This is a genomic window from Clostridium malenominatum (assembly GCF_039521365.1).
Classification (GTDB): domain Bacteria; phylum Bacillota; class Clostridia; order Clostridiales; family Clostridiaceae; genus Clostridium_AW; species Clostridium_AW malenominatum.
Window position 1 is genome coordinate 811,493 of the sequence record NZ_BAAACF010000001.1, and the last position, 20,114, is coordinate 831,606.

Annotated in this window: 21 protein-coding genes; 15 read left to right on the top strand and 6 right to left on the bottom strand. The window is 29.1% G+C overall.

Annotated elements, in window-relative coordinates; all coding sequences use genetic code 11:
* Nucleotides 1-6: 6 nt before the first annotated feature.
* Nucleotides 7-2,136 (bottom strand): ATP-dependent helicase, encoded by a 2,130-nt coding sequence (locus ABDZ69_RS04045; protein ID WP_343769579.1) that lies wholly within the window; start codon nucleotides 2,134-2,136, stop codon nucleotides 7-9.
* A 275-nt stretch (nucleotides 2,137-2,411) separates the two neighbouring features.
* Between ABDZ69_RS04045 and ABDZ69_RS04050 the strand changes: the two genes are divergently transcribed.
* From ABDZ69_RS04050 to ABDZ69_RS04065, 4 genes are all read left to right on the top strand, one after another.
* Entirely contained in the window at nucleotides 2,412-2,939 is a 528-nt protein-coding gene (locus ABDZ69_RS04050) for a sigma-70 family RNA polymerase sigma factor (protein ID WP_343769581.1), read from the top strand.
* On the top strand, nucleotides 2,929-3,849 hold the full coding sequence (locus ABDZ69_RS04055) for a DUF4179 domain-containing protein (RefSeq protein WP_343766882.1): 921 nt from the start codon (nucleotides 2,929-2,931) through the stop codon (nucleotides 3,847-3,849). The genes ABDZ69_RS04050 and ABDZ69_RS04055 overlap by 11 nt, the downstream gene beginning before the upstream one ends.
* Before the next feature lie 122 nt (nucleotides 3,850-3,971).
* On the top strand, nucleotides 3,972-5,183 hold the full coding sequence (locus tag ABDZ69_RS04060) for a MerR family transcriptional regulator (RefSeq protein ID WP_343766883.1): 1,212 nt from the start codon (nucleotides 3,972-3,974) through the stop codon (nucleotides 5,181-5,183).
* 108 nt (nucleotides 5,184-5,291) lie between these two features.
* Nucleotides 5,292-6,551, top strand: a complete 1,260-nt coding sequence (locus ABDZ69_RS04065; protein WP_343766885.1) for an MFS transporter — start codon at nucleotides 5,292-5,294, stop codon at nucleotides 6,549-6,551.
* Between the two features lie 26 nt (nucleotides 6,552-6,577).
* On the opposite strand, the gene ABDZ69_RS04070 is transcribed toward ABDZ69_RS04065, so the two are convergent.
* Nucleotides 6,578-7,036, bottom strand: coding sequence for a spore coat protein (locus ABDZ69_RS04070; RefSeq protein WP_343766887.1), 459 nt, complete (start codon nucleotides 7,034-7,036; stop codon nucleotides 6,578-6,580).
* A 105-nt stretch (nucleotides 7,037-7,141) separates the two neighbouring features.
* Nucleotides 7,142-7,735: a TetR/AcrR family transcriptional regulator gene (locus ABDZ69_RS04075; protein ID WP_343766889.1), complete on the bottom strand. Its 594-nt coding sequence runs from the start codon at nucleotides 7,733-7,735 to the stop codon at nucleotides 7,142-7,144.
* Nucleotides 7,736-7,893: 158 nt separating this feature from the next.
* Here ABDZ69_RS04075 and ABDZ69_RS04080 point away from each other — a divergent pair, with 158 nt between their 5' ends.
* From ABDZ69_RS04080 to ABDZ69_RS04095, 4 genes are all read left to right on the top strand, one after another.
* A complete protein-coding gene (locus ABDZ69_RS04080) occupies nucleotides 7,894-8,742 on the top strand; it encodes an ABC transporter ATP-binding protein (protein WP_343766892.1) in 849 nt (282 codons plus the stop codon).
* On the top strand, nucleotides 8,739-9,437 hold the full coding sequence (locus ABDZ69_RS04085) for a fluoroquinolone export ABC transporter permease subunit (RefSeq protein ID WP_343766894.1): 699 nt from the start codon (nucleotides 8,739-8,741) through the stop codon (nucleotides 9,435-9,437). Before ABDZ69_RS04080 ends, ABDZ69_RS04085 begins: the two co-directional genes overlap by 4 nt.
* Before the next feature lies 1 nt (nucleotide 9,438).
* The gene (locus ABDZ69_RS04090) at nucleotides 9,439-10,158 is read left to right on the top strand and encodes a hypothetical protein (RefSeq protein ID WP_343766895.1); all 720 of its coding nucleotides are present in this window, start codon (nucleotides 9,439-9,441) and stop codon (nucleotides 10,156-10,158) included.
* A 178-nt stretch (nucleotides 10,159-10,336) separates the two neighbouring features.
* Nucleotides 10,337-11,215 carry a DegV family protein gene (locus ABDZ69_RS04095; protein ID WP_343766898.1) on the top strand — a complete coding sequence of 293 codons (879 nt, stop codon included), beginning with the start codon at nucleotides 10,337-10,339 and terminating at the stop codon, nucleotides 11,213-11,215.
* A 53-nt stretch (nucleotides 11,216-11,268) separates the two neighbouring features.
* On the opposite strand, the gene ABDZ69_RS04100 is transcribed toward ABDZ69_RS04095, so the two are convergent.
* Together ABDZ69_RS04100 and ABDZ69_RS04105 are read right to left on the bottom strand one after the other, a co-directional pair.
* Nucleotides 11,269-12,843 carry a DEAD/DEAH box helicase gene (locus tag ABDZ69_RS04100; protein WP_343766900.1) on the bottom strand — a complete coding sequence of 525 codons (1,575 nt, stop codon included), beginning with the start codon at nucleotides 12,841-12,843 and terminating at the stop codon, nucleotides 11,269-11,271.
* Nucleotides 12,844-13,188: 345 nt separating this feature from the next.
* On the bottom strand, nucleotides 13,189-13,890 hold the full coding sequence (locus ABDZ69_RS04105; protein ID WP_343766903.1) for a YkgJ family cysteine cluster protein: 702 nt from the start codon (nucleotides 13,888-13,890) through the stop codon (nucleotides 13,189-13,191).
* Between the two features lie 216 nt (nucleotides 13,891-14,106).
* On the opposite strand from ABDZ69_RS04105, the gene ABDZ69_RS04110 reads away from it, so the two are divergent.
* The 4 genes from ABDZ69_RS04110 (at nucleotide 14,107) to ABDZ69_RS04125 (ending at nucleotide 16,179) form a co-directional block, all read left to right on the top strand.
* Nucleotides 14,107-14,841, top strand: a complete 735-nt coding sequence (locus ABDZ69_RS04110; protein ID WP_343766905.1) for a L,D-transpeptidase family protein — start codon at nucleotides 14,107-14,109, stop codon at nucleotides 14,839-14,841.
* An 80-nt stretch (nucleotides 14,842-14,921) separates the two neighbouring features.
* Complete coding sequence (locus ABDZ69_RS04115) at nucleotides 14,922-15,194, top strand: hypothetical protein (protein ID WP_343766908.1); 273 nt, start codon at nucleotides 14,922-14,924, stop codon at nucleotides 15,192-15,194.
* A gap of 88 nt (nucleotides 15,195-15,282) precedes the next feature.
* Nucleotides 15,283-15,756 (top strand): staygreen family protein, encoded by a 474-nt coding sequence (locus tag ABDZ69_RS04120; protein ID WP_343766910.1) that lies wholly within the window; start codon nucleotides 15,283-15,285, stop codon nucleotides 15,754-15,756.
* Between the two features lie 84 nt (nucleotides 15,757-15,840).
* Complete coding sequence (locus ABDZ69_RS04125; RefSeq protein WP_343766912.1) at nucleotides 15,841-16,179, top strand: arsenate reductase family protein; 339 nt, start codon at nucleotides 15,841-15,843, stop codon at nucleotides 16,177-16,179.
* A 26-nt stretch (nucleotides 16,180-16,205) separates the two neighbouring features.
* Here the strand turns inward: ABDZ69_RS04125 and ABDZ69_RS04130 are convergent, their stop codons facing one another.
* Nucleotides 16,206-16,388: a hypothetical protein gene (locus ABDZ69_RS04130; protein WP_343766914.1), complete on the bottom strand. Its 183-nt coding sequence runs from the start codon at nucleotides 16,386-16,388 to the stop codon at nucleotides 16,206-16,208.
* A gap of 150 nt (nucleotides 16,389-16,538) precedes the next feature.
* Between ABDZ69_RS04130 and ABDZ69_RS04135 the strand changes: the two genes are divergently transcribed.
* From ABDZ69_RS04135 to ABDZ69_RS04145, 3 genes are all read left to right on the top strand, one after another.
* Nucleotides 16,539-18,113: a diguanylate cyclase gene (locus ABDZ69_RS04135; RefSeq protein WP_343766916.1), complete on the top strand. Its 1,575-nt coding sequence runs from the start codon at nucleotides 16,539-16,541 to the stop codon at nucleotides 18,111-18,113.
* 118 nt (nucleotides 18,114-18,231) lie between these two features.
* Complete coding sequence (locus ABDZ69_RS04140) at nucleotides 18,232-18,603, top strand: GntR family transcriptional regulator (protein WP_343766919.1); 372 nt, start codon at nucleotides 18,232-18,234, stop codon at nucleotides 18,601-18,603.
* A 9-nt stretch (nucleotides 18,604-18,612) separates the two neighbouring features.
* Nucleotides 18,613-20,004 (top strand): DUF1648 domain-containing protein, encoded by a 1,392-nt coding sequence (locus tag ABDZ69_RS04145; protein ID WP_343766922.1) that lies wholly within the window; start codon nucleotides 18,613-18,615, stop codon nucleotides 20,002-20,004.
* Nucleotides 20,005-20,114: the final 110 nt, after the last annotated feature.

Sequence of the window (20,114 nt, forward strand, 5' to 3'; positions counted from 1 at the left end):
CATTTCTTATATTACTTTCATTAAATTGTTAACTATACATACTTTAGCAGAAAAAGTTTTTTCTAAGCCATTGTCAAAAAACACAGTTATAAAATCACCAGTTTTTGATGTTATTTTTCCATTGCCAAAGGATTTGTGACTTACCCTTGAATCTTTCTCCAAGGTGTCAGTTATGTTATTATATACTTTTTCAGTATGGCTAGAAGGAGTAAAACTTGAAACTATTTTTGAAAGCCTATGTACAAATTGAGAAGGGGATATAGCTTTATTGTTTCTATTTTTAGGGCTTAATATATATAGATTTTTTCGTGCCCTAGTGATGCCAACGTAGGCAAGGCGAACTTCTTCATTATATGAAGAAAAATCTCCATCCTTCTTTTTTATAATGCTTTCACAAGTTGGTATAATATCATTTGACATATCAATACAGTAACAGGTATCAAACTCTAAACCTTTTGCAGAATGGAAAGTGGTTAATGTGATAGCATTTTTATATTTGTTTTTAATAGAGGTTTCCATGTTTTCTTTAATAAAATTTAAATTATTTTCTATTTCGCTTATGCTATTTAATTCCCTGCAAAGGGATTTTAATGTGTTTAATAAAGTATTTATATTATCCATACTGTAATCAAATTTCTTAGCATATTCAGTTAAATAAGTTCTATATTGAAGATCCTTTAAAATAAACTCTATACCATCATAGGGAGGCAAGGTCTTAAGTGTATTAAATTTTTCCTTCAAGGTTAATAGTTTTATTTTGTTATATTCACTATCACAGCCAGCGATTAAAGTTTGAAAAACATTTTTGTTTAAAGCATTAAATCTTTGAACCTTTTTAACATCATCTCTTTTTATGTAGCTATTCATTTTGTAATAAATCTTTTCAAAAGCATTTATATCTTTTAAATTAATAGATAGATTGCAAAAGCTTAATATATCTTTAATTACCCAGCTATTAAAAAAGGTGTTTACACTATCCTTTACATAGTAAGGAATGCCTTCCTTTATTAATCTATCTACAATTAAAACGGAAGATATATTGTTTCTGTATAATAAAGAAATCTCACTGAGATTTTTATCATTTCTAATATTATTAATCAAATAATTAATTTGGTTGAATTCATCTTCAGGATATAAAAATTGAATATGAACACCTTCTTCATTTGAAGTATAAAGATTCTTTTTAAATCTTTTTTTATTTTCTTTAATAAATTCATTAGCTACCTTTACTAGATTTTGAGTACTTCTAAAGTTTTTACTCATAAATAATATTTTTGACTCAGATCCAAAGTAGGTTTTGAAATTTAGTAATTGTTCAACCTCAGCACCACGCCAGCTATATATACTTTGATCATCATCTCCAACAATACATATGTTTTTATCTTTATTTAGAATCATTCTAAGTATTTCAAACTGCAACACAGAAGTGTCTTGAGCTTCATCCAGCATAATGTAATCATACTTATTTTTGTAGTAGTCTAATATTTGTTTATTATCTCTTAAAATTTGGTAGCACTTTAAAAGCATTAAATCAAAATCTATATAGTTATTATTTTGAAGTATGCCAACATATTCTTCATATATTTCCAATGCATTAGGTACAGGTAATTCCTTATTATCCTTTACCTTATTTGAAGGTAGCATTTTATTTATTATAAAACTTATAAAGCCTGATAATTCTTCTAACTTATCTTCATTTATATAATCTTTATTATGTTTCAAATACAAATCCTTTAAAAGCTTAGATTTTGTTATAGGAGAATTTGTACTTTCTATTAGAGTGTAGTTAGTATTTGTGAAACGTGAATAATCTAAAATTACTCTGTAGGCAAAGCTATGGATAGTTGAAAAGTTAAGTTTTTCAGTAATAACATTTCCGAAAAACTTACAGAATCGTTCATTCATATCCTTTGCTGAGGCTCTACTAAAGCTTAAGGCTAATATTCTATTTGGAGAAACTCCATGATTTATTATTAAGTTACCTATTCTACTTATTAATGTAGCAGTTTTACCTGCACCAGGCACAGCTATAACTGCTATGGGACCTTTTGTATGAAAAACTACTTCCCTTTGCTCCTCAGTAAGTTTTAAATTACATTTTTCTTCCAGGAAGCTAAGGTATTTGTTATTAATTATTTTTAAAACCTCCTTAAAGTTTACTAGGCTATATTATATCATAAAATAATATAGGGTCAAAATGAGAGAAAAAGGAGAAAAAGGGGGACGGTTAATGAAAATTTATAAGTAAAGCATATAAAATTCATTAACCGTCCCTCTAAAACTGTTATTAAAACATAAAGAAAAAATTAAAAATATTTTTTGAAACAATTTATGGATATGTTTTGTCTAATTAGTGAAATAAAACAATACAGGTTTATTTTATAGATCTATAATTAAATCATAAGGAAGTGATGAAACTGTTGAAGCTTGTTAATAAAACCATCGATGGAGATAAAGAAAGTTTTAATATGCTAATTCAGGGTAGAAAAGAGCACATATATAAAATAGCCTATAGCTATGTGAATAATGTGGATGATGCCTTAGATATAGTTCAAGATGTAATCTATAAGGCACTAACTTCTATAGAAAGTTTAAAGAATCCTCAGTATTTTAATACTTGGTTGACTAGAATTACAATAAATTGCGCTATCAATCATTTAAGAAAGTCTAAAAAAATTGTTTATGTGGATGAGAGTAATATTAAAGATATTGGTATAGATTCTACCAATAGAGAAGAAATAATGGATTTGAGAAGGGAACTTCAAAAATTAGACGTAAAATACAAAACGGTAATAATATTAAAGTATTTTGAGGATATGACTTTAAATGAAATTTCGCAAGTTTTAGATTTACCAATAAATACAGTTAAGACCCATTTATACCGTGCACTGGAGAAATTAAAAATAAATCTTAAGGAGGCGGATTTGGGTGAGCAATAGAATAGATAACTTAAAAAAAGTTTATGAAGAAATAGAGATTCCTAATAATTTAGATGAAGTGGTTAATAATGCTTTAAAGAATGGAGGAAATAAAATGAATAAAGAAAAAGCAAACGTAAATAGAAGATGGATAAAAGGAGGGGGGATTGCAGCGGCAGTGGCAATTGTTTTCACAATAAGTGTTAACACTATGCCAGTATTTGCAAACTCTTTAATAAAAATACCAGGGGTAGGACAATTGGTTAAGGTGCTTCAATTTAAAGATGGAAAAGGAGAAGGTGGAAAAATAACAGATGGATCAGATGTGAACATTATAAGGCTTAAGGCCAATAAAAATAGCGAAAGTATAATAATCAATTTTGCTCAAGATGGAGAAGGTTCTACCACAGCACCGAGCTATAAAGTAGACTATAAAAACAATCCATATACTATGACCTTTACAATAAGTGGAGCAAGAAAACTAAATGCTGAAGAATATTTTGAAAAATTAAAAGAAAGTAAATATATATCTGATGTTTATAGACTTATGACACTGGATGATTCAATGGTTAGATTTACAGTGGTATTTAATAAACCTATCAAATATGAAGTAAAAGAATATAAAGAACCTGCCTATTTAGAAGTTGATATAAAAGAAGATAAGGTTAAAGAAGAAATTATGTATTCTGTAAGAACTACATCTCAGCCCTTTGGAGAAGGAATTGGTCAAGTAGAAGAAATTTTATTTGAAGAAAGTGAAAAAAGAATGCTAAAGGATTTAAAGGGTACTTTTTTAGTAGAAGTAGGAATTTATAATTCTAAGGAAGAAGCTGAAAAGAAACTTCAAGAAGTTAAAGGTAAGTATGCTTCACAATTGAAATTCTTCATAGAAGAAAGAAAGGGAGCAGATTTCCCTAATGCTTTTAATTAAGCCATAGTTAAAAATCTTAATGTAGATTAAAGGCTACCGGTATGAAAATAACTGGTGCCTTTATTTTTATTATAATGTATAATTATTTAAAAATAAAAAGTTAATAAATGGTTGGTGATAATTTGAGGATAGGAAAGTTTGTAGAAAACAACGATATAAGTATAGATTCTATACGCCACTATATGGACATGGGATTGATAGTTCCAGATAAAAAAGGGGGACAATACTATTTTGATGAGAGGTGTCAAAAAGATTTAGAAGACATACTAAATTTAAAGTCATTAGGATTTGCTTTAAAGGAAATAAAATATATCTTTGCCTATAAGAGAATTGCAAAATTTACTCATTACCAACAACACGAACACTATAAAGAGTTTTTTATAAATAAACAAAATGATGTTTTAAAGGAAATACAAGAACTAAATAATATTAAGGATAGGCTTGAAGAAAAAATAAAAGAATTAAATGAAAAGGATCAAAAAGAAAACCTTACAATAGGCATTGATTTTAAGTACTTAAACTTATTTAGGTGTTTAAAATGCAATGGGGAGTTAGTACTATGTGACGGTAGCATAAAAAATAATCAAATCATAACAGGTAAACTTAAATGTAACTGTGGAGAAGAATATTTTATAGAAGATGGAATTTTAAAAGATGGAGAGGCAAGTAATAATTGGGGTTTTGATATTAATTATATTAGTGAATATGTAACCGATACGGATTCAGATTACTTAGATAAGATTTACAGAGGATTAGAGTGGTCACATAATAAAATAGACTTTGAAGAATGTAAGGGTAAAGTTATTTTAGAGTTAGGCTCTGGTATGGGAGTGTTCTTAAGGCATGTATATGATTCATTACCAGAGGATTGCTTATATATAGCTGTTGATCATGACATGGGAAGGCATAAATTTTTAAAGAAGGTTTTAGAGAAAGCGGACTGTAAGCGAAATGTAATTTTAATATGCTCAGATTTTTTAAAAATACCTTTAAAGGAAAAATCTGCTGATATAATAGTAGATTTTTCAGGAAGTAGTAACTATAGTTTTAAGCATGAAGAATTTCTTTTAAGAAAAATAGATAAATACACAAAAGATAAGGGTCAGTTGATAGGTTGCTATATATTATTTAAAAATTTTAGTGAAAACACCTTAATAAAAGAGAAGTGTAGAAAAAACTTTACAATGGAAAATATTAAAAAAGAAATAGATGAATTAAAATATACTATAGTAGATGAAAACATCTCTTCATATCTTGAAAAGGGTGGAAAATATGAAAGTTATTTTGTAGAAGGTGAAAAAGTATATTGCTATATAGTCCACGGAGAAAGGTAGGGTTAACCCTACCTTTCTAGCTTATTTAATGAAAAAATAATTAATATACATATTGATGTAGTGTGAACACTTCTATTTATAATGAATTTAAAGAAAAGGAGTGATTCTATGAGGGCAATAAATGTAGAAAGAAGCAATTTTATATTATTTTCATTAGGTAAATTTATATCAATATTTGGCGCATCTATATATACCTTTGCCATGGGACTATATGTTTTGAAAATTACAGGCTCAGGGTTGAATTTTGCCACCAATTTGATCTTAAGCATTATACCTATGATAATTATAAATCCAATTGCAGGGGTTATGGCGGATAGGCTTGATAAAAAGAAGTTGGTAGTTTTAATGGACTTAGCTAATGGAACCTTATTGCTAGGACTATATGTATTGAGTTCCATGTATGGATTAAAAATAAATATGATCTATGCCAGCACTTTTATAATGACTATTTTCACTACAATATTTGGTATAAGTTTTGAAACGGCAAAACCTAATATTGTATCAGACAAAAGGCTCATGAGTATAAATTCTATAAGTAAAATTATAGATTCTACATCTTCAATTTTGGGGCCTATGATTGGAGGAATTGTTTTTTCATTTATGGATATAAAGTTTTTTATTATATTCAATGGTGTATGTTTTATACTATCGGGTGTTTCAGAAATATTTATAGACTTTAATTTTAATTGTAAAAACTTAGATGAGAGAATTGAAAAGGTCAATTTGTTTAGCGATATAGTAGAAGGATTTAAATATATGAGGGAAAGGAGGAGTCTGGTAAGTCTATTTATCATATTTATTTCATTAAATTTTTTTATGGGATTATCTATAAGCATACCATTGCCATTTATTTTGAATAATGTATTAAATTTCACTTCAAAATACTACGGTATATCACAAGGAGCACTTCCTATAGGAATGATTCTTGGAGCTGTATTTGTCAAAGGAGTAAGTGAAAAATATCCATATAGACAAATATTGATGATGACGAGTATTGTACTTTCAATATGCATGATTTTAATTGGGCTACCAACACTAGTTATAAACATTCAATTTTCAAGTAGAATATACCTTATATACTATTGCACAATATTAATGTTTACAGGGATTGCCATATCCCTTATAGATATTCCTCTTATGTATATGCTTCAAAGGATAATTACCGATGAATATAGGGGGAGAGTTTTAAGCCTTGGGATTAGTATTGCAAAAATAATTCTTCCAGTAGCACTTATTATTTCAGGATTATTAGTAAACTCAATACCAACCTATGTGTTAACATTTACAGGTGGGATTCTATTATCAGTTATTATTATATTTGTATTAAGAGTTAATAATTCTTTAAAGGATTTTACTTTAGAACAATAAAAGCCTGGTTTTACCCAGGCTTTTTGCTATTGTACCTTATACCAACCGTGTGATTGCATGGTGTTAAATAAAGTTTCAGCATGTTGCTGTTCTTCTTGCTGAATATGTTGAAGCTGTTTTCTAATATTAGCATCTACAGATTCAAGTACCGCTGTGTTATAAGAACTTGATACATGTTTTTCTGTAGAAAGAGCATCATTTAGTAATTGAGCATCTGTCAAGCCAAGGTTTTGTTGCATGCTGGATTGATCTCCTTGAGGAGTAGTATAGCTTGAAAATATGTTTTCAGGAGTTATATTACTTCCTTGAAGCATCCCTGTAAGTGTGTTGGCATGCTCACGTTCTTTATTAGCTAAGTCCGTAAATACTTGTTTTATCTGAGGATCAGAAGCTAAAGCTGCATATTGCTCATATTTTCTTATACACAAATACTCAGCATTTAAGTTATCCTCGATTAATGTTTTTTCTTTATTAGTTAGTGCCATGTTAAAACCCCTTCCTATAGTTTGGTTATACATAGTATTTGCTAAAATAGGAAATTATATTTATGATTTTATGAAATCTAAATAAATAATAATTAATATGTAATTTTATTTAAATATTCCTTCGGCAATAATATCTATTAACCTATCTATTACAGGGGAATATATATGTTCACCAATTTCTTCTTTTGAGTATACCAAAATAAAAAGGGAACGAAGTATTCCGATAATTACTTCGGGGGTTTCCTCTATTAAAATCCCCTCCTTTTGCCATTTTTCTATGAAAGCTAAACCTGAAGTTTTATCTTTATAAAAATGCTCTTCAATTTTTTCTTTAGGAAGTTTTCTTAATAAAAGGTCTAATTCCTTTCTTTCATTGAGACTTTTAAGAAATTCATTATTTTCTACATAAATAAGACAATCTTTTAAAAACTCTTTAAAACTTTCCTTAGGGGATTTATTAGATTGTAACATCTTTAGAATTAATTCTTCTCTAAAGCTTTCTTCTCTTTCTAGTATTTCAAAGTATAATTCTTCTTTTGATTTAAAAAAGCTGTAAAAGGTACCTTTAGCTATGACACAGCTTTTTACAATATCGTCTATACTAGTTTTTTTAAGTCCGTAAATAGTAAAAAGCTCCTTGCCTTTATTTATAATGTCTTCCTTAATACTTTCTCTTTCGTCTATAGTAAACCTAGGCATAATTCCTCCTTATTAAAGTGCAAATTAATATTTATTATCTATAGTTTACCTTACAAAATTTATATGTCAATAAAAATTAACAACCATATGACTAAAATGATTGATTTAGTCATATGGTTGTGATAATCTAATTATATAAAATTTAGGAGGATATTTTAATGATTGAAGTTAAAAATTTAAATTTTTCCTATGGAAATAAAGTAACCTTAAGAGATATTAATTTTTCAGTGAATAAAGGTGAAATATTTGGATTTTTAGGTCCCTCAGGAGCGGGTAAAAGTACTACACAAAAGATAATAATAGGAATTCTTAAAGATTATTTAGGGAGCGTTAAGGTCATGGGGAAGGAAATAAGGAATATAAAAGAAGACTACTATGAAAACATAGGTGTTTCCTTTGAATTGCCTAATCTTTATGCCAAGTTTACTGCTTATGAAAATCTAGCATTCTTTAAAGGAATGTACAAGAGAAAAACAGAGGATATAGGCAAGCTTTTGGACATGGTAGGTTTAAATGAATATTCAAATATAAGGGTTAGTAATTTTTCTAAAGGAATGAAGATGAGGTTAAACTTTTGCAGAGCTTTTTTAAATGATCCACAAATAGTTTTCCTTGATGAACCTACTTCAGGATTAGACCCTGTAAATGCTAAAAAAATCAAGGATATAATATTTCAAAAGAAAAAGGAAGGAAAAACTATATTTTTAACTACTCACAATATGAATGTAGCGGAAGAACTTTGTGATACAGTAGCTTTTATAGTAGATGGTGAGGTAAAACTTATTGACTCTCCAAGGGAGTTGAAGATAAAAAGAGGGGGCAGAAATTTAAAGGTTGAGTATGAAGAAAAAGGAATTATTAGAGAAGAAATATTTAAAATACATGGGCTAGGCTACAACGATGATTTTTTGAAGACTATTAGAGAAAAGGAAATTCAAAGAATTTTCACCATGGAAGCCACTCTTGAGGATATATTTATAGAAATAACAGGGAGGAGCTTACTATGAGGATTTTAAATTCGGTACTTTATGATATAAAATTTCAAATGAGGCATGGATTTTATTACGCTTATATTATTGTAAGTCTTTTTTATATAGGTATTCTTAGATTTATTCCATATCCATATAAAACAACTCTAGGGACACTCATTATATTTTCTGATCCCAGTTTCCTTGGAGCATTATTTATCGGAGGGATTTTTTTACTTGAAAGAGAGCAAAACACTTTGGAAAACATTTTTATAACTCCATTGAAAGTGGGAGAGTATATATGGTCTAAGGTTATCTCCTTAACAATAATATCTTTACTATCAAGTAGTTTTATTACAATTATTACTTTTAAATGGAATGTAAATATATTTTTGTTTTTAACTGGAGTTACATTAAGTTCTATATTTTATACTTTACTAGGATTTATCATTGTGGTGTATTCTAAAAATTTAAATGATTACTTATTAAACTCTTTTATAACAACAATTTTTGTTCTTCCAGTTCTCGAATATTTAGAAGTATATTCTTCTCCTATATTTTATTTACTTCCAGGAAAGGGAGCCATAGAACTTATGAATGGAGCCTTTAAATCAATATCAAGCTATAATATTTTATATTCTATAATTTTATTAATTCTATGGTGTGCTGTCGCTTATATAATTTTAGTTAAGATTTTTAATAAAAAGATTATATTAAGAATAGGAGAAAAATAGTATGTATAAAATTCAAAAACTTATTGTGGCAGATGTAAAAAACATAAAAAGAGATTCACTGTTGATATTAACAATATTAGCTCCTATGCTCCTAACTATATTTCTTAGGTTTACAATTCCTTATATAAATATACTTTTATACAGTAGATTTAAGTTTAATTTATCTAATTATTACAATATAATAATGGGAATGAGTATAATGCTCATTCCAATGATTGTTGGATGTATGGCAGGTTTTATTCTATTAGAAGATAAGGATGAAAACATGCTGGACTATTTTTCAATAACTCCTCTAGGGAAAAAAGGGTATATATTGTATAGGCTGTGTAGCCCTATAACAATTAGTATTATATTTTCTCTAATGCTATTTTTCTTCTCTAATCTTTTGCAAATAAGCTTTGTTAGGGTACTTTTCGTTATAGTTGTAGCTTCTTTGGAGGGGCCTATAATTACTCTTATAATGGGGAGTTTTGCAGAGAATAGGGTGGAAGGTATAGCTATATCTAAGGTTATAGGAATATTTTTCCTTTTACCTATATTAATTCATTTAATTAATTTTGACTATAAATGGATTTTTGCAGTTTTCCCTACCTATTGGATTATAGAAATGATAAACAATGGGAGGGGAAGTGGGTCAATATTTTTGTTATATATATTAGTGGGATTATTGACTCATATAATATATTTATTAGTGTTAAAAAAACGATTTGAATATAGTTAAAGCATTAAAAGAAGGGGAGTATGTTTACAGATAATATATATTGTTTTCTAATTTTGAAAGGCAAAAGGGATAAAGTAATAATGCTGTTGAAAATAATCGAAATTTGTGATAGCATAACCATATCACTGGTATTATAGTAAAAATATTTATAACTTTCAAAACAGGAAGGGAGTATTAAATGAGAGATTTTCATATATTTACTGATTCATGTAGCGATTTGCCTATAGAATATGTAAAAGAAAAGAACCTGGAATTTGCAAGGCTTACTTGCACCTATAATGGACAAACTTACTACGATGACTTTGGACAAGACTTAAGTCATAAAAAGTTTTTTGATGATTTAAGAAATGGAGCAACTCCTCTCACATCTCAGCCAAGTGTAGACGAATTTTATAGAAAATTCAAGACCATAGTTACATCTGGAAAAGATATACTATATATTTGCGTATCAACTGGTTTAAGCGGCACTGAAAATAGTGCAACTATTGCAAAAGGCATGATAGAAGAAGAAAATCCTGAAGCTAAGGTATATATTGTAAACGTATTAACTGCTTCTTTGGGGCAAGGGATATGTGTAATAAAAGCTTTAGAAATGAAAGAACAAGGAAAATCCATAGATGAAATAGCAAACTACTTTGAATCTACTAAGCAAAAATTAAATACATTTATGACTGTAGATGATTTAAATCACCTTAAAAGGGGTGGAAGATTATCTTCAGCAGCTGCAATCATAGGAATAATACTTCATATAAAGCCAATGCTTAGGATAGATCACAATGGAAAAGTAGGAGTACTCGGTAAAGCAAGGGGAAGAAAAGCTTCCATTAACAAATTAGCAGAATTAGTTATAGATAGAATAGAAAATCCTGAAGATCAAATACTTGGAATATGCCATGGGGATTGCATTGAAGAAGCCTTAAAATTAAAAGAAATTATTTTAGAAAAAGTTAAAGTAAAAGATGTAATGATAAATTACACAGGACCAGCAGTAGGAACCCACGGGGGACCAGGCAACTTAGCCGTATTTTTTATGGGAAAAGAGAGAAGTAATATATGATAAAAAAGACATGGAGAGCATCACTATTCTCCATGTCTTTTACTATATAATTATTATTTGCTTCTGTTTGAAATTTCTATATTAACTCTTCTGCCACATAGCTTTTTGCCAGAGCATTCTCTAATTACTTTATCTACATCCTCTTCAATTATGTCAACAAAAGAGAATTTATCAAGTAAATCTATACTTCCTATAGACTCTTTATATACATTTGCTTCGCTATTAAAGAACTGAAGAAGAGTTTTTGGGTTAAGCTTATCTTTACGTCCAACATTTATAAACACTCTAACATGACTTGACTTTGAGCTGCCTATGCTGTTTTCAGTGTAATCGTAACTAACTTCTTTATCATAAACCATATTCATTAAAGCAGCAGCTACATCTACTAAGTTATAATCATCGTCTAATTCAGTAGCAATAGGAACAAATCTCTTATAATCTTCACCCTCTAAAGTTTCCTTAACTTTTTCAAGCATGTGACTATACTTAACATTAAATATATCATCTATAGTAGGTATTTCTTTTCTCTTAATTTTACCCTTAGTTGCTTTTTCAATTTGTTTAAGCACAGAGTATTCTCTTGCAGTAACTAAAGTGTAAGCAACACCAGTTTTATTAGCTCTTCCTGTTCTTCCTATTCTGTGAACATAAGATTCTGTATCTTGAGGAAGATCGTAGTTTATAACATGAGTTATATTTTCAACGTCGATACCTCTTGCTGCAACGTCTGTAGCTACAAGGAAATCAAGATTATCTTCTTTAAATTTTCTTAAGGTATTCATTCTTTGACTTTGGTTCATATCTCCATGCATACCTTCTACGTTATATCCACGAACAAGCATAGCTTCAACTAATTCATCTACACCTTTTTTAGTCTTACAGAAGATTATAGCAGTATCTGGTTCATCTACATCAAGGATTCTACAGAAGGATTCAAATCTATCCTTTTGCTTTACTTCATAATAATATTGTTCAACAGTTGAAACTGTCATAGTATTTTTAAGAATAGATACATGCTTTGAATCAGGTTTCATGTATTTTTGAGCTATTTTTTTAATAGGTCCTGGCATAGTTGCAGAGAATAGCAGGGTATGTCTATAACTATTACAGTTATTTATTATTTCTTCTATATCTTCAACAAATCCCATGTTAAGCATTTCGTCCGCTTCGTCTAATACAAGGAATTGTATATCGTCTAAATCAAGTACTCTTCTTGAAATTAAGTCAAGAACTCTTCCAGGAGTTCCAACTACTACATCAATACCCTTTTTTATAGCTTTAATTTGTCTGTCTATAGACTGACCACCATAAACAGGTAACATTCTTAAATTTGTATGTTTTGCAATTCTTACTAGTTCTTCATTAACTTGTATAGCAAGTTCTCTAGTAGGAGTTAGTATAAGTCCTTTTATTGTATTATTTTCTCTAGTAAGATTGTTTAGCATAGGGGCTCCAAAAGCAAGAGTTTTTCCCGTTCCTGTTTGTGCCTGACCTATAACATCAAAGCCTTCTAAAACTACAGGTATAACCTGAGCTTGAATTTGTGATGGTTCCTCAAAGCCCATATCTTCAATGGCTCTAAGTATTTTTTCATTAAGTCCTAGTTCGTTAAATTTTGTATTGTTCATATATTTTTTTCCTCCAATAGTAAATCAATTAATTATAATATAGTATTTCCCAATTAACAAGGTCAATACTTAATTTTATAATAATCTGATTTCAACCACTTATATTCATAAATAATTACTTTAAAATAGCACATAAAAAGAGAGGGATACTCTAAAAAACCCTCTCTTAAATATTGACTTTTATATTATTCTACAGATTTATCTATATAATAAAGCCTCTTTCAAAATTCAGGGAATACCCTCACATAACGCACAGATTACTATCCTTATAGTAATTAATTATGTAGTCTAAACTTTATTATACAACATAATTTTACAATTAACAAGTAGTATTTAATAAAAAATTTACTCCATAGCTCTATTAATTTCTTCAAAGCCATTTTTAAACCATAAAGGAAGGCCCTTAGGAGTTGATGCCCTTTTAAATCGTGTAACGCTTTCGGATAAAGAGTTAATACTTAAAAGTCCCACATTATTAATAGAAGGATTAAGTTTTACCACATGCTTTCCTTCAATGCATTCATTAGGAGAAGTTATGGTTAAAAACTTTCTACAATTAAAAGGCCTTACTGGGTAAATTGAACAAGCTTTTTCTTCAGATAAAAAGATACAAGGGATTTTTTTGTTTAAATAATAAAGAGCATGTTCATTATTTTCATCAATATCCTGTCTACTTGGGATTAAAGGAGCTATGTCATCAATTTTAGCTTTTAAAATTGAGGTTTGCTCTTGAGAAAAATTAGCTTGTACATATTCTCTTATTAATTCAGCTTCTATGGCAGTGCAATCTATATAAAGGCAACAACAATGTCCACACCCTTTGCTGCAAGAAGCATATTTTTCAAATTGAAGATTTCCTTCATCGTAAATTTCGTATAATTCTTTTAATATATTTTTTCCTTGGGAAACACTGAGGGCATTCTCATGTATTTCTTTCATAAGCATAGAAGCCATTTCATCATATGAATTATTGTTCTCTATTTCATCATAAATTATATTTTCCCCTAGATAATTCTTCCCAAGGCTTTTAAACTTTTGTTTGCTCAAAGAAATCACCTGCCTCGAAAGATTATAGTACATATCCAGTTTTTTTACAAGGTATCATTGACAAATTTGTAGTATGAATTGAAGAAATAGAAAATATTAGGAATTTAATGGTATAGTGGACATTTAATTGAAAGACTATATTTTAATTGAAACAATATATTTAAATGGATAAATTTTAAGGGAATAAAATATGGGTAAAAGTACAAACATATAGTAGTGTGTATTAAATTAAGGACTGGAGGTGCAAGTCATATAAGAAAATTTAAAAAAACTTCAGTAGTAATATTATTAATTTATTTTTTATTTGCGTTTAAAGGAGTAAAAGCTGAAAAAGCTATGAATTTAAAGGTTAAGTCCCCTAGAGTAGCTTATAATATATTAATTGACATAAGCGAATTTAAACTTTATTTAATAAGTAAAAAAACTAACGAAGTAATTAAAACCTATCCAATAGCTAGTGGGAAAAAAGAAACGCCATCTCCCTATGGAACTTGGACTATAACGGAAAAGTCGTCAAATTGGGGAAAGGGCTTTGGAAGTAGATGGCTTGGCTTAAATGTGCCTTGGGGTAGGTATGGAATACACGGTACTAATAGACCAGAATCCATCAATAATCCTCTTTCTCATGGATGTATAAGGATGAATAATAAAGACGTAGAAGACTTATATAAATATGTAAATGTTGGAACGGTGGTAGTAATTTATGGAGGACCTTACAATATGCACTGGTATTCCTTCAGAACATTAGCCCCTGGAGATAAGGGAGCGGATGTTCTGGAAGTACAAAGGGTACTGATGAATAAAAAATATTATACAGGATCTCTAAATGGGGTTTATAGTGAATATATGAAAAGTAAAATACTTAAATTTAAAAAGGAGAATAATCTAAGGTACACTCATTTTTTAGACAAGGAATTCTACAATGCTCTAGGCATGGAACCCTTTGAATAGCATAGCAGCATAAGGGGTATATAAGAATACATATCTTTTGTAACAACAGAACTTAAATTACACAGGAGGAGATAATAAGTATGGAAAAACTTAAGGATGCAATTGAAAGAATAAAAATACTTCAATGTCCAACAGGAGAGGTAGAAAATAGAGTGGTAGGTATACTTCAAGATTATGGAGTTGCAAATAAAGATGAAATAACTATGACTAGAGATGAAGAACTAGACAGAGTTGGAGCTGAGGCTTACTGTGCTAAAATTACTACAGGAGGAGAAACTATTGTAGTTTTAGCCAAATCAGGAGAGGACGATTATGTGGCTGAGGTTGTAGATGCATACATAAGTCACGAGTAAATTAAAAATGAATTTTAGAGTCATAAAAGGTAAAATTACATATATTGGTTATGTAGAGGGTTTTTAATATTATTAGGGAGGAAAGAACTTGGGAAGATTAAATCCAGAAAAACTAACAGTTGAGTTTAGAACAGGGGTCACCCCTACAGAACCAATAATACCAAGGAGATACACATTAACTCATTCCGATACCACGGGACAACTTTTTTTAGATATTGGAAGAGAGTATGCCTTTGATAAAATTACTTCCATGAGAGATGAAGTATTTGCACAATGGGTTGAAAAAGATGGGAAATACTTATATACAGTATATTTATATGTGGATAATGGAGAATTTCCCCCAGCGGTTACCGCAATTCGAAATCAGGTGTTTATTCGTGAATTACCCTTAGCTCTAGAAGCCATAAGATATGGTGACAGAGAGTTTTTTAAAACTCATGATGAGCTGAACAATGCTCCTATAATAGTTTATTTTAAATCCAAAAATCCTCAAATTAAAAGAGTTGAGAAATGGGGAACTTTTTCAAATTATGAGAATAGGAGAAAATCCACCGCTCTATGAAAATTTAATTATTGATTTTAGAGGCAATTTTTAGTATATAATTGAGTATATAAAAACGTTTTAGTAATACGAGGAGAACAATCTATGAATATTCAAATTTTTGGAGCTAAAAAATGCTTCGATACAAAAAAGGCAGAAAGATATTTTAAGGAAAGAAAAATTAAATATCAATTAATTGACTTAAATGAAAAAGGGATTAGCAAGGGAGAATTGCAAAGTGTTAAAGGAGCAGTTGGCTTTGCAAAATTAATAAACACTGACTCTAAAGAATACAAAAATCTTAATGTAGATAAGATTAGAACGGACAGTATTAAAGAAGAATTACTTTTAAATAATCCTAAACTATTTAAAACCCCCATTGTGCGCAATGGGAAAGAAGCCACTGTTGGTTATGAACCAGAAATTTGGAGTAGATGGGAGTAAAACTCCCCTCCAAGTTAAACCTGTGTTTATAAAGGTCTATTGCTATCAATGGCTCCAAAGTGGTATTGTTCTTTAGTTTGATTTTTTTCCTCAGTAAAAGGAAAAGGTTCACTACCCACATCGGAGCCTGTTGTAATATGATTATCCATACCTTTTAGATTAGCTTCAACTTTTCTTATGGTGTAGCTTTTGCTAGGCCTTTTTTTCATTAAATTCCCCTCCTTTTATTTAGTTATAATATGCTCCTTTTAAAGAAAAATTATGAATGATAAATACATATTGCACCAAGAACTATAATGGTAGTAGAATGGAATGTAAGTTACTCAATATAACTACTTTAAGCTTTAGGGGAGGATATAATGGAAAGGTCTAAATTGAGAAAAATTATATATATTTATTCAACTATAATATTAATGATTTCAATAATAATTTTAACCCATAACCACTTAGACAATATCCAATCCATGTATAAAAAAGATATAGAAGCTTTACATAGGAATACAATTGAACTAAAGAAAAATTATATTAAAGATATAGTTAATACCACTATTCAACAAATCGATATTGAAAGAACGTGGGTAATAAAAGAATTTAATAACAATATAGACTACATTGTGAACTCGTTGAATCTTGAAACATTAATTAAAGATAGAAATGAATATGAATTATTAATATGGGATAGAAATGAAAAACAACTTAGTTACACTTCACGTAAGATTTTGTTGAACAAGCCTATACTGTCGGAAGGGGAATTTATTAAATACATTGAAACTTATAAAATTAACAGATATAAAAATATGCAAAATAAAATTATGGCTGTAGTAGTTTCAGAAGAAACCATAGAAAAAAAGGTCCAAGATACAATGAAAGAACATATTAGAAGTATAGAACTTTCAGATAACGGATATATATGGATTAATCAAGTAATTAATTATGATGGGGGAGATAATTATGCCATCAGGTTAGTTCATCCAAATCTTAAAAATACTGAAGGCGAAATGCTATCTACAAATATTAAGGATATTAAAGGTAATTTACCTTATCTACAAGAATTAGAAGGGATAAAAGATCAGGGAGAAGTTTTTTTAGAATATTATTTTAAAAAGAAAGGCACAGATATAATTGCACATAAAATTTCCTATGCTAAGCTATACCCTAAATATAACTGGGTAATTGCTACGGGAGTACACCTAGATGACATTGATAATATACTTAAAGATGAAGTTACAGTACTACAAAATTACTTAAGAAAACAAATTGGAAGTTCTATAAGTATAGCAATTTTTTTAAGTTTAATATTAGCTATAGTTATTTTTATTCTTGAGAAAAAGTATTATAAAATTATACAGAAGTATTATAGTTTAGTGGTTCAAGAAAAACAAATATTAGAGTGGGAAAAATTAAAAGTGGAAAATGAATATAAAAAACTAGAAAATATTGCAATTACAGATCCACTAACAAATTTGTATAATAGATATTTCATGACACATTATCTTCAGGAAGAGTTTTTAAAGTTTGAAAAGGAAAAAGTTAATTATTATATTGCAATGGGAGATGTTGACTATTTTAAAAATGTAAATGATACCTATGGTCATGAAGCAGGAGACCATGTATTAAAAGTGGTTGCTGAATTATTGAAAAGTAACATAAGTGAAAAAGATAAAGTTGCTAGGTGGGGAGGAGAAGAATTTTTAATAGTATTCTCAGATATTACAAAAGAGGATGTAATTAAAAAGATAAATAATATAATATCTAGTTTAGAAAAACAACCTATTGAATATAGAGAAAAAACTGTAAATGTTACTATATCTTTTGGAGTTTCAAGCTTTTTAAAAGATGATAAAAACTATGAGGAGTCCTTAATAAGAGCTGATAAAGTTTTATATCATAGTAAAAGCTCAGGTAGAAACCAGGTTAATGTATACGAGAATTAACTGTAAAATATATAAAAGCTCTCACAATGTGGGAGCTTTCATATTGTGTTTGAATTATATTTGTTATATAATATATATAACAAATATAACAGAAGTGAAATTCAAAAGAGGTGATGCTTTGATTAAGATATTATTTGATAGCGAAATACCTATATATCTTCAGCTGAAAAACGAAATTATTAAAGCCATAGCAAGGGGAGAACTAGAACAAGGAGAAACCCTTCCATCCATAAGAGATTTAAGTGTGGATATTGGAGTTAATCTTCACACCATTAACAAAGCTTATAATCTTTTAAAAGATGAGGGTTATTTAGTAATAGATAGAAGAAAAGGCGCTATGGTCAGCGTTACCACAGATAAAAAAGAAGAATTTATTGATTCTATGGAAGAAGAGTTAGAAGTTTTTCTATGTAGATGCATTTGTAAGGGCCTTACCAAAGAAGAAGTGGTTAAATTGATTAATAATAAATATGATGATATTAAAAGGTAGGTGATGTTTATGAAATCAGAAATTTGGGTATTTACAATTATAATGATAACAGTTTACATTCCTCTTCTATTTATGCAAAAATTTTCTCAAAGGGCTGTTTTTTATGGGGTTAGAATTCCCCTAGGATTTGAGAACAAAGAGGAACTTAAAAAAGAAGATAAAAATTACAAGAGAAATTTAAATATATGCTTTTTAATAACTACGGTTTTAAGTATCTTATTAATGAATAAAATTAGTGAAGAATATGCTCCGGTTATATTCATATTAGGCATGTTTTTATTTTTATTTGAGGGCAGCTGGTGTTTTTATATAGCTAATAAAAGGGTAAAAGCTATTAAGAAAAAAGAAAATTGGGGAGAGTTATTAACTAAGGGAAACGTTGTGATAGTAGATATTAAGGCTAAGAGTAGAAGCTATGAAAAGTTAAGTAATTGGTATTTTGCCCCTCCAGTTTTATTATTTTTATGGGTGTTTTTTATATCCATAAGAAATTGGAAAGAGGTAGAACTGGTAGGATTAATAATATTTCCTTTTACAATAATTGTAATGTTTTTTAGTTTTCTATCCATAAATAAAGCAAAGCAAAATTTAAATGGAGGAAACGTGGAAAATATAAGATTGCAAAATGTGAAGTTTAGAAGAACCATGGGGATATTTATGATCATAATAACCTATGCTCTATCAATTATGTTTACAGCGACAAACTTAGGGAGCATGAAATTAATTACCGCAGGAAGTGAAAATATTATTATTGGAAGCATAACTATATTTACTATAATTTTATCTATAATAGTAATGGTGTATAGTTATAAGGTTGGTCAAGGAGGAAAAAACATTTCCCTAGAACAAAATGCCAATGATGATAAAAAATTAATTATCAATAGGGAAGATGATGAGCATTACATTTGGGGTATGATTTATTATAATCCACAAGATCCAGCCCTTTTTGTAGAAAAAAGAGCAGGGGTGGGTTGGACTTTAAACCTTGCCCGTCCTATGGGTAAAGTAGCCATGGCACTTACAGCAGCCTTAATAGTAGGTTCACTTTTCATGGTAATCTATGCTTCTGCTTCCATGAAAGTAAATTTGAAAATAAATCATCAGGCTATATCTATTAAAGGAATGTACTCTGAAAATATAAACAAAGAAGATATAGAGGAGTTAACCTTTGAAAAGTCCCTTCCACCAATATCCATGAAGCAAAATGGGGGGGCTATTGGAAATAAAAAGGTAGGATATTTTAGAACAAAGGCAGGGGAAAAGGTTAAGCTTTTTATAGAAGATGACGAAAATCCCGTAATTAAAATAGTTGCAAAGGAAAAGATTATTTATATAAATTATGAAGATAGGGAAAAAACAGAAGCTCTCTTCAATGAATTAAAGAATTTAAAGGATAAGTAATTAAATAAAAAAGACTCTATTGAAAGAAATTTCAATAGAGTCTTTTTATAGTTGCAAAGCATTATGGGGGCACAGGCTTATACATTTGCCTCACCTAGTATATTTATCCT